The 17,517-nt window shown below is 63.4% G+C and carries 16 protein-coding genes and 2 tRNA genes; 7 read left to right on the top strand and 11 right to left on the bottom strand.

Annotation, left to right across the window (positions count from 1 at the left end; translation table 11 throughout):
* Positions 1-27 precede the first annotated feature (27 nt).
* Positions 28-1,545, top strand: coding sequence for a hypothetical protein (locus tag BLW56_RS12255; protein ID WP_093510999.1), 1,518 nt, complete (start codon positions 28-30; stop codon positions 1,543-1,545).
* 25 nt (positions 1,546-1,570) lie between these two features.
* On the opposite strand, the gene BLW56_RS12250 is transcribed toward BLW56_RS12255, so the two are convergent.
* Positions 1,571-1,645, bottom strand: a tRNA-Thr gene (locus BLW56_RS12250).
* A gap of 117 nt (positions 1,646-1,762) precedes the next feature.
* Here BLW56_RS12250 and BLW56_RS20910 point away from each other — a divergent pair.
* Positions 1,763-1,891 carry a hypothetical protein gene (locus BLW56_RS20910; RefSeq protein ID WP_256203438.1) on the top strand — a complete coding sequence of 43 codons (129 nt, stop codon included), beginning with the start codon at positions 1,763-1,765 and terminating at the stop codon, positions 1,889-1,891.
* Here BLW56_RS20910 and BLW56_RS12245 read toward each other — a convergent pair.
* Positions 1,881-2,195, bottom strand: coding sequence for a DUF1905 domain-containing protein (locus tag BLW56_RS12245; protein ID WP_093510998.1), 315 nt, complete (start codon positions 2,193-2,195; stop codon positions 1,881-1,883). The genes BLW56_RS20910 and BLW56_RS12245 overlap by 11 nt on opposite strands.
* A gap of 4 nt (positions 2,196-2,199) precedes the next feature.
* The gene (locus tag BLW56_RS12240; protein ID WP_093510997.1) at positions 2,200-3,222 is read right to left on the bottom strand and encodes a peptidylprolyl isomerase; all 1,023 of its coding nucleotides are present in this window, start codon (positions 3,220-3,222) and stop codon (positions 2,200-2,202) included.
* Positions 3,223-3,296: 74 nt separating this feature from the next.
* Here BLW56_RS12240 and BLW56_RS12235 point away from each other — a divergent pair.
* Together BLW56_RS12235 and BLW56_RS12230 are read left to right on the top strand one after the other, a co-directional pair.
* Positions 3,297-3,387 (top strand) — tRNA-Ser (locus BLW56_RS12235).
* A 65-nt stretch (positions 3,388-3,452) separates the two neighbouring features.
* Complete coding sequence (locus BLW56_RS12230) at positions 3,453-4,604, top strand: aminotransferase class I/II-fold pyridoxal phosphate-dependent enzyme (protein WP_093510996.1); 1,152 nt, start codon at positions 3,453-3,455, stop codon at positions 4,602-4,604.
* Here the strand turns inward: BLW56_RS12230 and BLW56_RS12225 are convergent.
* The 3 genes from BLW56_RS12225 to BLW56_RS12215 form a co-directional block, all read right to left on the bottom strand.
* Entirely contained in the window at positions 4,601-4,966 is a 366-nt protein-coding gene (locus BLW56_RS12225; protein WP_177175957.1) for a response regulator transcription factor, read from the bottom strand. The genes BLW56_RS12230 and BLW56_RS12225 overlap by 4 nt on opposite strands.
* Before the next feature lie 89 nt (positions 4,967-5,055).
* A complete protein-coding gene (locus BLW56_RS12220) occupies positions 5,056-5,694 on the bottom strand; it encodes a response regulator transcription factor (RefSeq protein WP_093510994.1) in 639 nt (212 codons plus the stop codon).
* A complete protein-coding gene (locus BLW56_RS12215; protein ID WP_177175956.1) occupies positions 5,691-6,947 on the bottom strand; it encodes a sensor histidine kinase in 1,257 nt (418 codons plus the stop codon). The genes BLW56_RS12220 and BLW56_RS12215 overlap by 4 nt, the downstream gene beginning before the upstream one ends.
* A gap of 509 nt (positions 6,948-7,456) precedes the next feature.
* On the opposite strand from BLW56_RS12215, the gene BLW56_RS12210 reads away from it, so the two are divergent.
* The 3 genes from BLW56_RS12210 (at position 7,457) to BLW56_RS12200 (ending at position 12,610) form a co-directional block, all read left to right on the top strand.
* Entirely contained in the window at positions 7,457-8,293 is an 837-nt protein-coding gene (locus BLW56_RS12210; RefSeq protein WP_093511567.1) for an alpha/beta fold hydrolase, read from the top strand.
* A gap of 129 nt (positions 8,294-8,422) precedes the next feature.
* Positions 8,423-11,410, top strand: coding sequence for a DUF2339 domain-containing protein (locus tag BLW56_RS12205; protein ID WP_093510992.1), 2,988 nt, complete (start codon positions 8,423-8,425; stop codon positions 11,408-11,410).
* Between the two features lie 30 nt (positions 11,411-11,440).
* Positions 11,441-12,610, top strand: a complete 1,170-nt coding sequence (locus BLW56_RS12200) for a benzoate/H(+) symporter BenE family transporter (protein WP_093510991.1) — start codon at positions 11,441-11,443, stop codon at positions 12,608-12,610.
* Positions 12,611-12,634: 24 nt separating this feature from the next.
* Here BLW56_RS12200 and BLW56_RS12195 read toward each other — a convergent pair whose 3' ends face one another.
* The 5 genes from BLW56_RS12195 to BLW56_RS12175 form a co-directional block, all read right to left on the bottom strand.
* Positions 12,635-13,723, bottom strand: a complete 1,089-nt coding sequence (locus BLW56_RS12195) for a copper resistance protein B (protein ID WP_093510990.1) — start codon at positions 13,721-13,723, stop codon at positions 12,635-12,637.
* Positions 13,720-15,507 carry a copper resistance system multicopper oxidase gene (locus BLW56_RS12190; RefSeq protein WP_093510989.1) on the bottom strand — a complete coding sequence of 596 codons (1,788 nt, stop codon included), beginning with the start codon at positions 15,505-15,507 and terminating at the stop codon, positions 13,720-13,722. Before BLW56_RS12190 ends, BLW56_RS12195 begins: the two co-directional genes overlap by 4 nt.
* Before the next feature lie 64 nt (positions 15,508-15,571).
* A complete protein-coding gene (locus tag BLW56_RS12185) occupies positions 15,572-16,138 on the bottom strand; it encodes an RNA polymerase sigma factor (protein ID WP_093510988.1) in 567 nt (188 codons plus the stop codon).
* Entirely contained in the window at positions 16,135-16,572 is a 438-nt protein-coding gene (locus BLW56_RS12180) for a periplasmic heavy metal sensor (RefSeq protein WP_093510987.1), read from the bottom strand. Before BLW56_RS12180 ends, BLW56_RS12185 begins: the two co-directional genes overlap by 4 nt.
* Positions 16,572-16,835: a hypothetical protein gene (locus tag BLW56_RS12175; RefSeq protein WP_093510986.1), complete on the bottom strand. Its 264-nt coding sequence runs from the start codon at positions 16,833-16,835 to the stop codon at positions 16,572-16,574. The genes BLW56_RS12180 and BLW56_RS12175 overlap by 1 nt, the downstream gene beginning before the upstream one ends.
* Between the last annotated feature and the right edge of the window lie 682 nt (positions 16,836-17,517).

Genomic DNA, 17,517 nt, shown 5'->3' with positions numbered 1-17,517 from the left:
TCATCGCTTATCGGAGATTCAGCAGCCATGATAATCGGACGCCGCGAAGCCCTGACACTCGCCACGGGATTTGCCGCTGCATCCGCTCTCGGCAATTGCGGAGAGGCGCAATCGGCATCCTTCGGAGATGGCCGCACCGACGCCACCGACAAATTGCTCGACATTTTTGCGGAGATGGCGGTGACAGGCCGCTCGATACCGATTGCGGGCGTCTACAAAATCTCGCGGCCGATCGCGATCCCCCCCGGCATCGTCGTCGGCGACAACGTCACCTTCGATTTCAGGGGCGCGGACCCCGCCAATTTCCCGGGCGCGTGCCTGCTGGTCCACGGCGCCGTCAAACGTCCCCTTCCCGGGCTTTTGGAGAGCCTGAAAATCGGCGATCGACGCGTCGCGTTCAAGGCGGCCCACAAGATGACCATGGGCGAGGCCTTTCAGCTTTCGGGTACAGTGGATTTCGCGGGCAATGGTTATCGACCTTATTATCGCAAAGGGGAGATATTCCGCGTCGCCCGCGTGATCGACGCCCGAACGGTGGAGATCGAGGGCGCTTGCCGGGACAGCTACCCGGCGTCCGGCGTCACCTGCTGGCATCGACCGGGGTCAAGTTTTTCCCAGAAGTGCAAGACACTCCGCGTCCTGGCACCCGACAATATCCAGTTCGCCGCTCGATTTATCGGCCTCGATCGGTCCGATATCAGCAATGTGCAAGCAGAAGGTGGCAGCGTCGCGGCAATCGACATTCTGGATTGCTTCGAGATGGCGGGCAAAAATCTGCAAGCGCGCCAACGATCGAACCGGTTCGACGGTTACGGCATCTCCATTGACGCCTGCCAGTCGATCCGGCTGAGCGGCATGGCCCACGGATATTTCAATGGAATTGCGACCGGTGGCGGCGGCAAAGGCACCGACGGACTGATCGGCATGAACCGTGACATTCACTTCGAAGGGACGGCCTCGTCGGACGCCAAAGGGGGCCTTGCCGGAGCAAATTTCCACGGAAACACCGAATTCAGCAGCTATCGGGGCCTGTTCACCAACGGTGTCGTTCTCGCGGGCAACCATAATGAAGCCCATGGCGAATTCATTGGCAAAAGCGGGCAAAGCGCGTTGATCTTTTCGGAAATGCACGGCCACAGCTTTCTGGTGACGGGCCGGGTTCGGACCACTGGCGCCGACCTTCCGTCAAATGCCGGTGCCATCAATATGGGCTCCAGCGGCGACGACTATGGACGCCATGCCCGTTATGGCGGCCGCGCGATCATCGATGTTTCGGTCGATGCACCGCAAGCGTCGCGGATCGTCTTGTGGCGAACGACCGACCTGAAACGCAAGGATGTCGCACTCGAATTTCGCCGGCTCGAACTGGTGCGATCGCATCCAAAGGCCCGGTTCATGGTATTGTCGAAAGTTCGGGGCGACGCCCTGCCGCTGATTCAGTTCGGCAAATGGCAGGTCGACGACAAGGCGGTTCCGATCAAATGGTCCATCGATCCGGGGACGCAATTGCAAGGGCTCGATCGGCGCCGTTTGACCGCCGCTTGACGGGCTTTTGATCGTGATAAGGAAATGGTGCTGCTGGACAGGATTGAACTGTCGACCTCGTCATTACCAATGACGCGCTCTACCACTGAGCTACAGCAGCAACCGATACGCCTCCGACGCATGTCGCCGGGGCAGGCGCGGCCTATGGCGGGACGCCTTCCGCCTGTCAAGGTGCGAGGCTTGACGATGTGGCGATTTCGCGGGCATGGCCGATTTCGTGAGCAAAACGCCCTCCCCCGCCGATATCGAACGCGAACGCCGCCTCGCTGAGGCGCTGCGCGCCAATCTGCGCAAACGCAAGGCGCAGGCTCGCGAAGCGAAGCCTGACACCGCGCCTAAAGACTGACGGTCACCGTCACCTCGTCGCCTTCGATGATTCCTTCGGCCTTGCGCACCGCGGCCTTGACCGGAAGCAGCCATCCACCGCTTTCCTTGTGCGGAAAGACCGACGTGCTCCAGCTCGTATCGCCGATTGTCGCGCGAACCTTCGCCGAGCCGAATCCCTTTCGTCCGTCGAGCCACTGACCGCCAATTGCGGCCAGCCGGATGCCGTCGGCAACCTCACCCGCGATCGTGACGAAGAACCACGCGGCGGGCGCGGTCGCCGACTGCCAGCGCCAGAGCGGCGTCGTGACGGTGAAATCCTCCAAGGGCCTATTTCGCTTGAATCGGGCGCACGGGCACCGGAATATTGCAGATGTCGGCGCCGCCAGCGGGCTTGATGAAAAAGGGGTCGCGCCGGTTCTGCCGCGCATCGGCATAGCGGTCGAAGCTATCGCTGTCGGTCGACAGATATTCGAAGCGCGGCTGGTCTGCGGCAGGCAATTCGGTCGCGACGCGGATCGCAGTGATCGCGACGCGCTCTGCCGCATCCTCGTAGAATCCGAGCGCGCCGGTCCCCCGCGGCAGACTGGAAAGATGCTCGATTCCGCTGATCACGCGGCCGACCAGCGCAATATTGCGGTCGAGATGGCGCGGCGCATGGCCGATTACGGCGTATAGTTCTGCCCCCGACCCGGTATCGGGCGACATATTGCGGCCGACGCCGACCGCGCCATAGCAATGGACGGGCCAGCGGCTGTCTGGAACCTGACTGCCGGAATAGGCGATCGGCCATCCGGATTCGAACATCACTTCCGGCGCATAGGCATCGGCCATCGACCGTCCGCCGAAAATATCGCCCTTCCCGGTTTGTTCAAACCGTTTCGACCGCCGGTTCGCTTCGTCTTTCGATAGCCGGATGGCTGGTTTGCCACCGACGGTCACTCGCCCGCTCGCCGGGTCGGAGATCGCATATCCGCTCTCCGGCACCACCGCCAAACCCGCCGGCAGCGCCTTCTTCTCGGTCGCATCGCCCCATTGCGCGACATAATTGTCCTGCACGCGGTTGATGCTCGTCCCATCCCACCAATGCGCGGCTGCGAGCTTGCGGATGTTGCCGATCCACCCCTGGCTGAACGGTGCGGGCATCAACTGGATGACGACGCGGCGCGCCTCGCCGCCAGCGTCCGCAACAAGGTCCATCACCAGCAAATCGGATGGGGCAATCGCGACCCAGTCGCTTGCCGGCGCCGCAGCGACGATCTCACCCGGCGAGGGAATCGACGCTGGCTCTTCGGCCGACGCGGGATGGATGAGCGAAGCGGCCGCGACGGCCGTCAGGACGAGATGTTTCATGGCCGATGTCTGCCACGCCCAATCGGCTTGCGAAAGCCCCGCCAAGCGATTAGGGCGCCCCTTCCAGTGCATGCGGAGCGGTGGCCGAGTGGTCGAAGGCGCTCGCCTGGAAAGTGAGTATACGTCAAAAGCGTATCGAGGGTTCGAATCCCTCCCGCTCCGCCAGACCCCCTTCCGCAGGGATCAGCAGCCGTAAGGCATGCACCGATATTCAGGGGGAGCCAGTTTTCATGCCGATCGAGATCGACCCCTTTCATGCCATAACGATCAGTCGGCTGGCGCACCGGCTTCGTTCGGAGGGCCGGTCGGTAATTCATATGGAATTTGGTCAGCCCTCGACCGGCGCCCCCGCGCCAGCGATTGCGGCCGCGCACGACATCCTCGACACCGATGGCATGGGTTATTGGGAAAGTCCGGGACTGAAAGCCCGGATCGCGGCGCATTATGACGATGCCTATGGTGTCGCGGTGGACCCCGAACAGGTTATCCTCACCTGCGGCGCCTCGCCGGCTTTCGTGCTCGCCCTCTCTTGCCTGTTTTCGCCCGGCGACAAGGTCGCACTCGCGCGTCCCGGCTATGTCGCTTACCGGAATACGCTCAAGGCGTTGCATCTCGTCCCGGTGGAATTGGCCTGCGGCGAAGCCGAACGGTTCCAGATCACGGCCGACGCCATCGAACAGCTGGAGCCCGCGCCGGATGGCCTGATTATCGCGAGCCCCGCCAACCCCACCGGTACGATTATACCGCCGGAAGAACTCCGGGCCATCGCGGACGTCTGCAAACGCCGCTGCATCGCGCTTGTTTCGGACGAGATATATCATGGACTGAGCTACACGCTTCCGGCCGAATCGATGCTGCAGCACGCGCCCGACGCGCTGATCGTGAACAGCTTCTCGAAATATTTCAGCATGGCTGGATGGCGCCTCGGCTGGCTCGTGGTTCCCGCGACGTTGATCGACGCTGCGCGGGCCAGAATGGGGAATCTGTTTCTGACGCCGCCGTCACTCGCCCAGCACGCCGGCCTGATCGCTTTCGATTGCCGCGAGGAGCTTGAGGGTCATATCCACACTTATGCGCGCAATCGCGACCTCCTGCTCGAAGCCCTTCCGCGAATGGGTTTGCGGCGGATCGCGCCACCCGACGGGGCTTTCTATATCTACGCCGACGTCGGCCATCTGACGAATGACAGCCTCGCCTTCTGCGAAGCCCTGCTGCTCGATACGGGCGTTGCCATCGCCCCCGGCGTGGACTTCGACCCCGTGAAGGGTAACGAATTCATCCGTCTCAGCTTCGCCGTCTCGACCGATCTGATCGAAGAGGCGATCCGGCGCATCGAACCATGGCTGGCCGCCAGGGCGAAACCGGAAGCGATCGCGATCTAGCCGATGGCCCGTTCGATGGCCTCGATCAGGCCGTCCGGATCGACCGGTTTGGTCAAGAAAGCGGCCGCCCCGGCTTTCTCCGCCTGTTCGCGGACGACCTCCGTCGGATAGGCGGTCACGATGATGACCGGGAGATGCCAGCCGCGCCGGCGAATTTCGGCCTGAAGCGCGAGTCCGGTCATGCCGGGCATATGCTGGTCGGTAACAACGCACGCGAGTTCGGCTTCTATTCCTGCGACGAGCATTTCCTCCGCACTGGCAAAACAATGGGGGCTCATCATCGCCGAACGAAGCAGGCTGTCGAGGCTGCCCCGAACGTCGGGGTCATCATCGACGATCGCGATGGCGGGGGAAACAGACACGAACCCGGTCACTCCAGCAAAAAGTTACGGCGCGGCGCGCCACATTGCCCTGCCTGTTTGCAGCCTAATCACCGGTTCCGCCATCATACTCAGATGTTAAACCTGTGGATGCTCTCGTCGCGAACGCCGAGTTGCTCGGCCATGCGCACAAGATCGGCGAGCGACTGGGCCTCCATCTTCTTCATCACGTTGCCGCGGTGGATCTTTACGGTGATTTCCGACAGATCCAGCCGCGCAGCGACCTGCTTGTTCATCAAGCCGGTGACGACCAGGCTCATCACCTCGGCCTCGCGCGGGGTCAGCTTTGCATACCCCTGCTTCAACCGGGCGATCTCGACCCCGGCTTCAAGCCGTTCCCTGCTTTTCGCGATACCGTTCGCAACGGCGTCCAGCATTTGCTCATCGCTGAATGGCTTGGGCAGGAAATCGATCGCACCCGCCTTCATGCCGCGCACGGTCATCGGAATATCGCCGTGCCCCGTGATGAGAATGACCGGAATCTCATACCGCTCGGCCGCCAGCCAGTCCTGAAAATCGAGGCCGTTTTCACCGCGCAGCCGGATGTCGAGCACAAGGCATGACGGAATATCGACCGTCACAGCATCGCGAAATCCGTCCGTGGACGCATGCAATGCGACCTCGAAACCCGCCGAGCGCAGCAGGCTGCCCAACGCACCGCGCATCCCGGGATCATCGTCGATCACATGGACCAGCGCTTCATCCGTCATGTCCGTCGCTCCTGCGCATCTGCGATCGGGAGACGAAACCGGAAAGTCGCGCCCCGTTGCTCATTATCGGCGGCCGACAGCGAGCCGCCATGCTGCTCGATGATCGAACGGCAGATCGAAAGCCCCATCCCAAGTCCTGTCGATTTGGTGGTGAAGAAGGGCGCGAACAGACTTTCGGGATCGACCTTTATCCCCGTGCCGCAATCACTCACGGCTACAATTATCGCATCCTCGTCCGGTATCACATCGACACATAGTCCGCGCTGATCGAGCGGTGTGTCCGCCATTGCCTGCTCGGCATTGAGCATCAGATTCATGAGCACCTGCTGGATTTGCACCCGGTCGCCAGCAATAGGCGCCACCCCTTCCGGAACCGTCACCCGAATTGCAACGCCGTGCGTCTGCAGGTCGCGCCGCAGCAATGCCACCGTTTCGTCGATCAGCGGCGCCAATTCGATGACGCCGCGTTCGGGATCGGCCTTGCGCGCGATATCGCGGATGCGCGCTATCACGTCGGCCGCGCGCGTACCATTTGCCGCGATCTGGTCGAGGCATTCCGAAACTTCCGGCGCCTCGGGAGCTTCGCGCGCAAGCCAGCGCTTGCCGGATTTCGCGTAAGTCACCACCGCGGACAACGGCTGATTGACTTCATGTGCGATCGACGCGGCAAGCTGCCCCAGGGTTGTCACCCGCGACACATGCGTCAACTCTGCCTGCGATTGCGCAAGGCGGGCCTGCGCGCGGTTCCGTTCGGTCACATCGAGCGCCATGACCAGCACGCGTTTCCAGCCGTAGTCGCCGGGCGGCAGGGTGATGTGCAAAACCACATCGACGATGTCGCCCGATGCCGAAACAAATTGCGTTTCTTGCTCGATCAGCGTCTCGCCCCGTGCCAGCGCAGCGACGATCGCTCCCAATGTCGCCTGCGCCGCGGGCGTATGATTATCGATGATCGTCCTGCCAATCAGCGCCTTTCGATCGGGCAGGCCAAAGAGCCGAGCCGCCGCATCGTTGGCGTCGAGAATGGTCGCCGCGCGCGCAATCCGGTCGATTGTGGACGGATCAAGCGGCTCGCCTCTGCGCACGGCGGCATGGGCCTCCGACCAGTCGCCTTCCCAGATCGGCAAGCCGGCCGCATTGAAAATGGTGCGATAGCGCGCATCGGACCGGCGCCGCTCTTCGATCGCGGCCTGATGGCGGACGCACAGCAGCGTCGTGATGCCGATCGCGACGAGACTGACCCCGAGCCGCATGGTCGCCGAACCCGGCGGGTCGCCCCAATGGCTGATGTAATAGCCACCGAAAGCAAGAAGCGCCGAGACGGCGCCGGCAAACAGCATCGACGCGCGGTGATGCGCGCGCGCCATGATAAGGACGACGATGGTGTAAAGAACCGCGACCGCGCCTTGCAGCGGCGTCAGGACATCCAGCGAAAAGATCGCAAGTGCGAAGAGTAAAGCCGCCGCGCCGTGCAGGCGTCTTGACAATTGCACCCCCTCGGCATCGTCGCGCATCATCAATTCCCGCAGCCACCCGGGACGGAAATGCCTGGGTGAAAACAGGCTGGACGAGCGAAGGCCAGAGCGCAACAGTGATGACATCGAACAGATGGTCGCTGATCGGCCAGTTCCAGGCCATTATACGCAAGTTTAGCGTCATCGGTGCGACCCAAAACCTGCGTATAATGGCGTCACCGGATCGCAGCGACGATGTTCCGGCCATCGACGGCATTTGGCCCGCTTCGCGGTAACGGAGAATGATCATGGCTTTTGTCACCACCTCTGACGGCACCGAAATCTTCTACAAAGACTGGGGTCCCAAGGATGCCCAACCGATCATGTTCCATCACGGCTGGCCGTTATCGTCGGACGATTGGGACACGCAAATGCTCTTCTTCCTCGCCAACGGCTACCGCGTCGTTGCGCACGACCGCCGGGGACATGGCCGTTCGTCGCAGACCGACACCGGCCATGACATGGACCATTATGCTGCCGACGCCTCAGCGGTTGTCGAACATCTCGACCTCAGAAACGCGGTGCATATCGGCCATTCGACCGGCGGCGGGCAGGTCGCACGCTATGTCGCCAAATATGGCCAGCCGCAGGGCCGCGTCGCGAAGGCGGTGCTGGTCAGCGCAATACCGCCGCTGATGGTCCAGACCGAAGCCAATCCTGACGGCACGCCCCTCGCCATGTTCGACGATTTCCGCAAGGCACTCGCCGCCGATCGCGCAGGCTTTTTCCTCGATGTGGCATCGGGCCCTTTCTATGGCTTCAATCGCCCCGCCGCGAAGGTGTCAGAGGCCATAATCCGCAACTGGTGGCGCCAGAGCATGATGGGCAGCGCGCTGGCGCATTATGAAGGCATCAAAGCCTTTTCGGAAACCGACCAGACCGAGGATTTGAAAGCCATCTCGGTTCCGACGCTGGTATTGCAGGGCGACGACGATCAGGTCGTTCCCTACGCCAATGCCGCCCTGCTGCAGGTCAAAATGCTGCAGAATGGCACGCTGAAAATCTACCCCGGCTTTCCGCACGGCATGTTGACCACCCACGCCGACGTCATCAACCCCGACTTGCTCGCGTTCATTCGCAGCTGACGATACCGGCTGCGGCGGACGTGGGTCCGCCGCAGCCGCGACCGAAGGCGAGCCGAAATTTGCTCGCCTTGCCAAACAGATCGAAATTGCTCCCGCGGCCTGCTAGGGAGGCAGGCTGAAGGGATTAACGTGTTCGACTTCTTCGCGTTTCTTGCCATCTTTATCCTGTTCATCCTGTTGATGGACACGCGCAGCCGGTTGAAACGGGCCGAGGCAACTTTGCTCGAAGCGGCGAAGCGGATCGGCGCGCTACAACGCGGGGCTGGCTCATCGCTGGAGGAGAGCGCGCAGCCCCAAAAGCTTGCACCTGACGCCCAGGAAGTGGATCCGATCGCACCGGCCAAATCCGCCGCCATCGCGGCACATGTCACACCGCAGCCGTCCATATCGTCACCCAAAGCCGTCGAAGAGCCGAAGGCACGGCCGGCACCCACAGGCGCCCCCGGCCCGACACCGGAACCGCGCGTCAAGCCCACTCCATCCGAACCCCAAGCGAGCCTCGCATCGCGATTCGAAAATCTATTCGGCAAGACGCTGCCGATCTGGGCAGGCGGACTTACCCTTGCCATCGCCGGTGTCTTGATCGTCCGTTATGCCATCGATGCCGGCTTCTTTGCGCGCATCTTCACCCCCGGCGTGCAGATTGTCGCCGGACTGATCTTCGGCCTCGGACTGATCGGCGGCGCCGAATATGCTTGGCGAAACGAGGCGAAGCTGCGCGACGTGCGCGTGCCGCAAGCGCTCTCCGGTGCGGGTATCGCGACGCTCTATGCGGCCATCATCGTCGCCGCCAACGTCTATCAGTTGATCGGGCCGCTGCTCGCCTTCTTCGCGCTTGCGCTCGTCACCGCTGCGGCGCTCGGCCTCTCGCTCCGTTTCGGCCCGCCCAGCGCGCTTCTCGGTCTGGCAGGCGGACTGGCAACACCGGCGATGGTCGGCGCGGTCGAGCCCAATGTGCCGCTGCTCGCCGTCTATCTGGCGCTCACGATCGCCGGGCTCGCGGGGGTTGCGCGCGCGCGGCGCTGGCCTTGGCTCGCGCTCGCGGCGTTGATTGGCGGAATCGGCTGGGGTCTGTGGATGGTCGTCGCGAGCGCGGCACTCGACGTCGTCGCGTCGCTCTCGATCGGCGGATTCGTGCTTCTTCTCGCTATCGCGCTGCCGATGATGGCGTTCGAGGGGCCGCGCTCGACCGCGCTGCGCACCGCTTCGGCCGTCGTGGGGGCGCTCCAGCTGACTTTGCTCGTCGGCTATGGTGGCTTTACCCAGCTCCATTGGGGCCTGTTCGCGCTGATCGCCGCGGCCGGTCAGTGGCTGGCCTGGCGCGAGCGCAATTTCGCGATCGTTCCCACGATCAGCCTGCTGCTGTCGCTTGCCCTGCTCACCGCCTGGCCCGATCCCACACGCTTTTGGTTCACGCTGATCGGGCTGTCGCTCCTGGCCATTCACGCCGCCCCGCTCATCATGCGGATGTGGACTCCTCCCAAAAGACTGCGCCCGACGCTCGAGCTTTGCGCGATCGCGGTCGCAGGCGCGCCGCTTGCTAAATGGCATTTTTGGGCGATCGCTGACGGAACGCTCGCGCTGGTGGCGCTGGGCGGCGCGTTGTTGGCCGCAGGCGGCATCGCGCGGGGCTGGAACGTCGAAGGACGCACCGCCGACAACCGCGTTGCATGGCTGACGGCGACGAGCGCTGCCTTGCTCGCGCTTGCCATCTTGCTCGTCCTGCCTGTCTGGCTGGCCCCGCTCGGTATCGGGGCGGTCGCGATCCTCCTTCTCTTTTTCGGGAAGGCCGCAAGCGATCCGCGCATCGAACGCGTGGCTGCGGGATTTGTCGGCGCCGCGCTTGTCGCGCTGGTTGCGACGCCGCGCGCGCTGGACGAATTGCCCCGGCTCGTCGAAGGTGCCGGCACGACCGATGGCTTCGCTATCCTGCGCTGGGTCGGGCTCGCGGCCGCGGCGTTGCTGTTCGCGTTTCGCGGCGAAGGCCCCATCGTGCGCCGTCTTGGTCAGATCGCGGCAGCCTTGCTCGCATATGGCGCCTTTGCGCAGGTCATTCCGGCCAATGCGTTGATGCTCGTGCCGGCGCTGGGCGGCGCGGCAGTGCTTCTTGCCGCAAGGCACGTTCCCTTCGGCCGTGTCGACGCGGCTGCAGCGACTCTCGCAACGATCAGCCTCGCATGGGCGGCACTCCCGCTTTTCGCGTGGTCGACGAAAGCCTTGCTGTCGCTCGTCGCCATACCGATGCAATTCGATACCGCGCTGCTCATGGCCGAGCCGCTGCTGATGCGACTGCTGCTTCCCGCGTTGCTGTTCGGGGCGCCGATCTGGTTGATCCGCGACATGCTGCCCCGCTGGCTATGGATCGCGGCACTCAGCCTCGCCGCCCTTGTCGCCGGCATTGCGATCCATTCGTTCTATCGCATCGGCTTTACGGCTGCCGCGGGCACGGACTTTATTGCAACAGGTATTGTTCAAAGGCTGATATGGGAGGCGTTGCTGACCGGTGCGGGATGGTTCGCGATGACCCGCGCAATGACTGCCGCGGCGCGTCCGCTGATTGTCGCGGGTACGGCGCATGCCCTCTTCTATGGCCTGATGCTGCACAATCCCTTGTGGTCGGCGCAGGCCGTCGGCGGCTGGCCGCTGATCAACCTGCTCGTCCCACTCTACCTGCTGCCCTGGCTCGGGCTGACGCGCATCCCTGCAATGCTGGGCAAGACGCCGGTTTTGATCGAGCGCACAGTGCAGATCGCTACGATGCTTCTCGTCGCATTGTTTGCCTGGTCGGTCCTTCGCCAGTTCTTCCACGGCTCGCTTCTCGCCGCGCCGGGCGTTACCGAGGCGGAGAATATCCTGCGCTCGATCCTGATCCTCGCACTCGCGCTCGGTTTCCTCCTATGGGGTATCCGGACCAAGCGCCACGACTGGCGCATCGCCTCGCTGGTGCTGATGATCGGCGCGGCAGGCAAGGTCTTCCTCTTCGACGCATCGGGGCTCGAAGGGCTCGCGAGAATCGGCTCGTTCGTCGCGCTCGGATTCAGTCTGATCGGGATCGGCTGGCTCTACAGCCGCCAGCTTGCCCCCGACCGCGACGATCCGGCTCCCGCTTCGACCTGAAGCGCTCGAACAATCCGAGAATGAAAAAAGATGCTGCGTAGCATGCCTCCCGTCCCGGCCTGGTCCTCGGCGCTGATCGCCGCACTCGTCGGCTTCGGCGGGACGATCGCGCTCGTCGTGCAGGCGATGCGCAATCTCGGCGCCACGGCCGCCCAGACCGGATCGGCGGTCACGGCGCTGTGCCTAGGCATCGCGCTAGCCGGCGCGGCGCTGTCGTGGCGGCTGCGCATGCCCGTCGTGCTCGCATGGTCGACGCCGGGCGCGGCGCTGCTCGCCGCAACGGCATCCGGACTGTCATGGCCCGTCGCGATCGGCATCTTCCTGTCGGCCGCGTCGATGATGATCCTGCTCGGAGTCGTGCCATTGCTCGGGCGGCTTGCCGAGCGCATCCCGTCGCCGATCTCCTCGGCCATGCTCGCGGGCGTGCTCCTGCCCTTTTGCCTCAAACTCTTCGCACTTGGCGCAGCGGACCCGCTGCTCGTTGCCCTTCTCGTGGCAGTTTTTGTCGCGGCGCGGGCGCGTCTACCGCTCTACGCGCTGCTCCTTGCGCTCGCGGTGGGCATGGCGCTTACGCTGCTGCGCGGCGACGTCGGGGCGCTCGCCCCCGGCGCGACCTTCGGCGCGCTCGCGCCTGTCACGCCCGCATTCGACGTCCGCGCGATCCTCAGCGTCGGCGTACCCCTGTTCCTCGTTACACTGGTGTCGCAGAACCTGCCGGGCCTCGTCGTGCTGCGGAGCGCTGGCTATGAACCGCAGTCACGCCCCCTGATCGTCGGCAGCGGTATGGCATGGCTCGCGGCAGCCCCCTTCGGGGGGCACGGCCTCAACCTCGCGGCGATCACTGCGGCCATCTGCACGGCCAAGGAGGCGCATCCCGACCACGCGAGGCGGTGGACGGTCGGCATGCTCTACGCGGGCTTCTATCTCCTCCTCGCCATCTTCTCTCCGTTGCTCGTCCGCGTTTTTCTGGCGCTGCCACCGACGGTCATCGCGGCGCTGGCCGGCGTGGCATTGATCCCGGCGCTGCTCGGCGCGATGGAGGCGATGTTTACGGCAAAGGCAGACCGCGATCCCGCCATCCTGACATTTCTCGCGACCGGATCGGGGTTGACGCTGTTCGGGCTGGGATCGGCCTTCTGGGGTCTTGTCGTCGGCTTTCTGGCGCTCGCGGCAGGCCGATGGCTCGCGGCACGACGCTGAGAATTCGCGCCGACAATCCTGCGGTTAGAACCAGGCCTTCACCCCGGCCACCAAGCTGACACTGTCGATATCTTCGCCGCCCGCGCGGGCAAAGCGCGCGGTATCGCCAACCTTTCGGGCCCATTCGACCCCGACATAGGGCGCGAACTCCCGAACGATCTCGTAACGAAGCCGGAGCCCGAACTCGACATCGGAAAGACCCGAACCGATCGCGCTTTCGGGAACATCCTGCAGCGCGAAATTGACCTCGGCCATCGGTTGCAGAATCAGCTTCTGCGTGATGCGTTGGTCGTAACTCGCTTCAAGGCGGGCAAGCAGATCGCCTTTATTCGAAAGGAACAGTGCGCCCTCGACCTCGAACCAATATGGCGCGAGCCCCTCGAAGCCCAAGGTCGCATAGGTGCGGTCCGGCACATGGCCGAAATCCTGCCGGACGCCCGCCTGCGCGTTAAAATAGGGACCGATCGAGCGGCTGTAGAGCGCCTGCACCTCCCCGCTTTCAAGCCCCTCGCCAAAGACGGTCTCGCCTTCGCTCTTCAGCGTCAGCCGGTTGATGTCGCCGCCATACCACGCCTCGCCTTCCCAGCGGAAACCGTCGCGGCCCTTGCGCGCCTGATATTCGGCGAGGTTCAGGCTGATGAAGCCGATCTGCTGCGCGCCATTTTCGGTCATCATCGCGTGACGCGAATGCTCCATTTCGCTCTTCGGAAAAATGCGGTCGGCATACCAGTCATCGGGCAGCGGGGGCGCAGGCGCGTCGCCCGGCGACAGGTCGGTGCCGCTGGCGCCCCCCCTTTCGGGCATGGCCATCCTATCGTGCGCGGGCATCTGTTTAGGGGTGCAGTGCCCCATGCTCGCATGTTCGGGCGGACAGTCGGGGTCCGATGCCGGCGCACCATGATCCACCGGCATTCCGGCGTCGGGTTTCTCTTCGAAAGGAGCGTCCCCAAGCGCGCAATGGCCCATCGCGGCGTGCTCGGGCGTACAGGCTGGCGCTTTGGGCGCGGACTCCGATGCGCGCTGCGGAGCGTGCATCGAATGATCCTGCGCGGTGGCCTGGACCGCGAAAGTTATCGGGGCGATGCCCGCGAGTAGGAGTGCGGCCCGGATCATTCGCCCTCTCCCTTCGGACGGACGCTGACGACACGCATCATTCCGGCATGCATGTGATAGAGAAGGTGACAGTGGAACGCCCAGTCGCCGAGCGCATCGGCGGTAAAATCGAAGCGCGCAATTCCGCCCGGCTGGACGAGCACCGTGTGCTTGCGCGGCGAGCGGTCGCCCTTCCCCGTGACCAGTTCGAAGAAATGGCCGTGCAGATGAATGGGGTGGCTCATCATCGAATCGTTGATCAGGTTGATCCGCACCCGCTCGCCCAAGGTGAAGGGAATCGGTTCGTGATGGTCCGACATCTTCACCCCGTCGAACGACCACATGAAGCGCTCCATATTGCCGGTGAGGTGAATATCGAGCGAGCGCGAGGCGGCGCGCACATCGGGATTGCGATCGAGCGCGACGAGGTCGTGATAGGTCAGCACCCGGTGCCCGACATCTTCCAGCCCCTGTCCCGGCTCGCCCATGCGATCGACGGGCATCGGCGAGATCGACTGGACACCGGGGTCGCGTTTGACCTGCGGCGCGACACCGAAGTCGCGCATATCGTGGTTCATGCCGCCGGCGTCATGCCCCATCGCGGCGTGATTCACGGCGGCAGCGTCGGTAGTGGGAGGCGTGCAATGGCCCATAGCCGCGTGCTCGGGCGTGCACGACGCATCGCCGCTCGCCATCGCGCCCATCCCCATGTCCTTCATCGTCGCGAGCGGACGTTCGCGGAGCGGCGGCACCTCGGCGATCATCCCCGCCCTCGGCGCAAGCGTCGCGCGGGCCATGCCCGACCGGTCATTCGCCTCGGCGACGAGCGTGTAGGCCCTATCCTCGACCGGGGTGACGATGACATCATAGGTTTCGGCGACCGCGATCTGGAACTCGTCGATCTCGGTCGGAACGACGTTGAGGCCGTCGGCCTGAACCACCGTCATCCGGAGCCCCGGAATGCGGACATTGAAGATCGACATCGCCGAGGCGTTGATGATGCGCAGCCGCACGCGCTCGCCGGGCTGGAACAAGGCGGTCCAATTGTCGCGCGGGCCATGTCCGTTGACGAGGAAACTGTATGTCGAACCATTGACGTCGGCGATGTCGGCCGGATCCATCCGCATCGCCCCCCACGCGATACGATCCTTGAGCGGCTGGTCCTTCCCCGCAAGCAGCCCACCGAGCGTTTGCCGCTGCATGTTGAAATGTCCGGGATTGACCTTGAGCTTGCGGAGAATCTCCTCGGGCGACAACTGGCTGTGATCCGACAGGACGACGACATGCTCGCGGTCATAAGCGACCGGATCGGCTCCCGCCGGATCGATCACGATCGGCCCATAATGGCCGATCTGCTCCTGAAGCCCCGAATGGCTGTGATACCAGTAGGTGCCCGACTGGACGACCGGGAACTCGTAGACGAAGGTCGATCGCGGCTTGATTCCGGGGAAACTCACCCCCGGGACGCCGTCCATATGAAAGGGCAGGATCAGCCCGTGCCAGTGGATCGAGCTATCTTCGTCGAGATCGTTGACAACGGTAAGCCGGGCCTGCTGCCCTTCCTTCAAGCGCACCAGTGGCGCGGGCACGGTGCCGTTGATCCCGATCGCGCGACTGACCTTTCCATCGACACGCATCGTCTGCCGGGCGATGCGCAGCGTGATGTCGTTTCCGGAAACCGTCGGAAGCGTCGACGCGATCCCCCGCGACACCGGCTGTGCCCAGGCCGGATAGAATGGCGCCAACGCCGCCAGCGCGCCCCCACCCAGCGCTCCGCTCACGAATCCGCGTCTGTCGATCTGCATGAAAATTCACATTCCCTGATATTGTTTTCAGGAGCAATACGCGCCGCACCGGCTCACCCCTCGCTCATTTTTCGTCGAGCAGTATCCGCAGCTTTGTCCGGGCCCGATAAAGACGCGTTTCGACGGTCTTTTCACTGACATTCAACAATTCAGCTGTTTCCGGCTGGCTGAGTTCCTCGACACCGCGCAGGATCAGCACTTCGCGCAGATTATGCGGCAATCGCGATATGGCGCTCCGCACGCGCGCCAGTTCCTTGCGGTCGCCGACTTCGACATCGGGAGCCGGCGCCGTGATCGCCACATCATGCGCATGACCGAGCGGCAGCGCGCGCGAAAAAAAGGATCGCACCGCCCTTCGCCGTGCCCAGTCGCGGCATTTGTTGAGTGCGATGCGCGAAATCCATGTCCGGAACGCGCGGTCGCCGTCGTAACGTTCGATCGCGGCGAAGGCCGCGACGAAGGTCTCCTGCGACAAATCCATCGCTTCGTCGGCATCGCCGACATGATGGCGGATGAGGCGAAAGACCGGCGCCTTGTAGCGCGCCAACAGCTCGCGATAGACATCGTCGCGTCCAGTGCCGGCAAGCGCGGCCAGTTCGCCGTCGCTACATTGCGAAAGGTCTAGGCTCACCGCGCATCGGCGGTCAGGGCCTTGACCACGATCCGGTCGAATGTCGCGGTCTGCTCGCGGTCGAGCACGCCGCGCATGGCGAACAGATGCTCGAGCGTCTCTTTCTGCAGCTCGCCCATCACCCGATGCGTATCATCGATCGCCGTGGTGACGCGGGGGCCATAGCCATGCTCGGCCTCGATGGCCTGTGCCAACCGGATATTCGCCGCCTTCATCTCAAGCTCGAGCGTTTCGCGTCGCTCGGCGAAGCGCGTCTCGATCGCGTGCAGCTTGCGTTCCTGTTCGGCCGTCAGCTTCGCCTCGCGGTGCAGCAGCGCATGCAGTTCGGTCTCGTCCGCGCGCGGCGTATCGACGAGCATCCGGCCGACGAGCACGCCTACGATCGCGGCTAGGAAGGCGATGCAGCCGATAATCAGAATCCGGCGAAACGGCATCAGCGACCGTTCAGCAGCGTCGACGATGCCAATGGGCTGTCGGGCGCAAAGGGCGTGAGCGGACTCGCCGCGACCGCATCGGGAACGAAAGCACTACCCGCGACGACTCCGCCGCCGAGCGACACCAGCGCGGCGACCGCCATAGCGCGACGCAAACTGATGGTCTCCCGCCGCCGCGTCGCGAGCGCATCGAGAACGCGAGAATCCAGCGCATCAAGTGCCTGTGGCATCACCGTCGTGTTCAATATCCTGAGTTCGTCCATCGGCCGATCCTGCTCGCCCCTTCTGGAACAATACGCAGCCGATTGCCCAACCCCTCATCGACAAACAGGGCGGCCACAATCGGCCCCGTTCTCATCGTCAGTCTTCCGTTGGTGCCCCTGGCCGGAATCGATATCTAAGTCTATGATATTGATATGTTTTTCTTTATCCATTTTGGATATAATGATGGCCCGAAGGTTGGCCTACAACGATTTTTTGGAGGTGGTTCGAGTCTTCTTCTCTCAAGAATGGTCGCTAATTCTTATGACATATCGCCTTCCGAATCACAAGTCGGCCAATCGGCCGGGCTATGAACGCGGCTGAGCTTATGCAGAAGCAGGCACGGACGGTCCCTCAGTGATAGAGATCCTCGCTAGGCGCAGGTCACGAATCGCTCAGCACCTACGTGCTCGTCTTGGAACGATGGTCCTGAAATCAAAGCCACGAACTGCGGCCGCGGCACTCAATCGATCTGGCCGTTTTTCATTGCCGAAGATTACGTCTCGTCAGTCATCCGAACCACTCGACTGGAATATAGGCAACAGTTCAATCCGATCAGACCCATCCATTTTCCCGACAAGCCCAAGGTCACGTAGGATGCCGGAAACCCGTATGACCGTGGTGGGAGCCAAACCCGTCTGACGAGCGATATGATCGATCTCTCGGTGCCCCATCCGAATGGCT

Origin of the sequence: Sphingopyxis sp. YR583, from assembly GCF_900108295.1 — a bacterium.
Lineage (GTDB): Bacteria > Pseudomonadota > Alphaproteobacteria > Sphingomonadales > Sphingomonadaceae > Sphingopyxis.
This window is presented reverse-complemented; position numbering and strand designations above follow the sequence as displayed.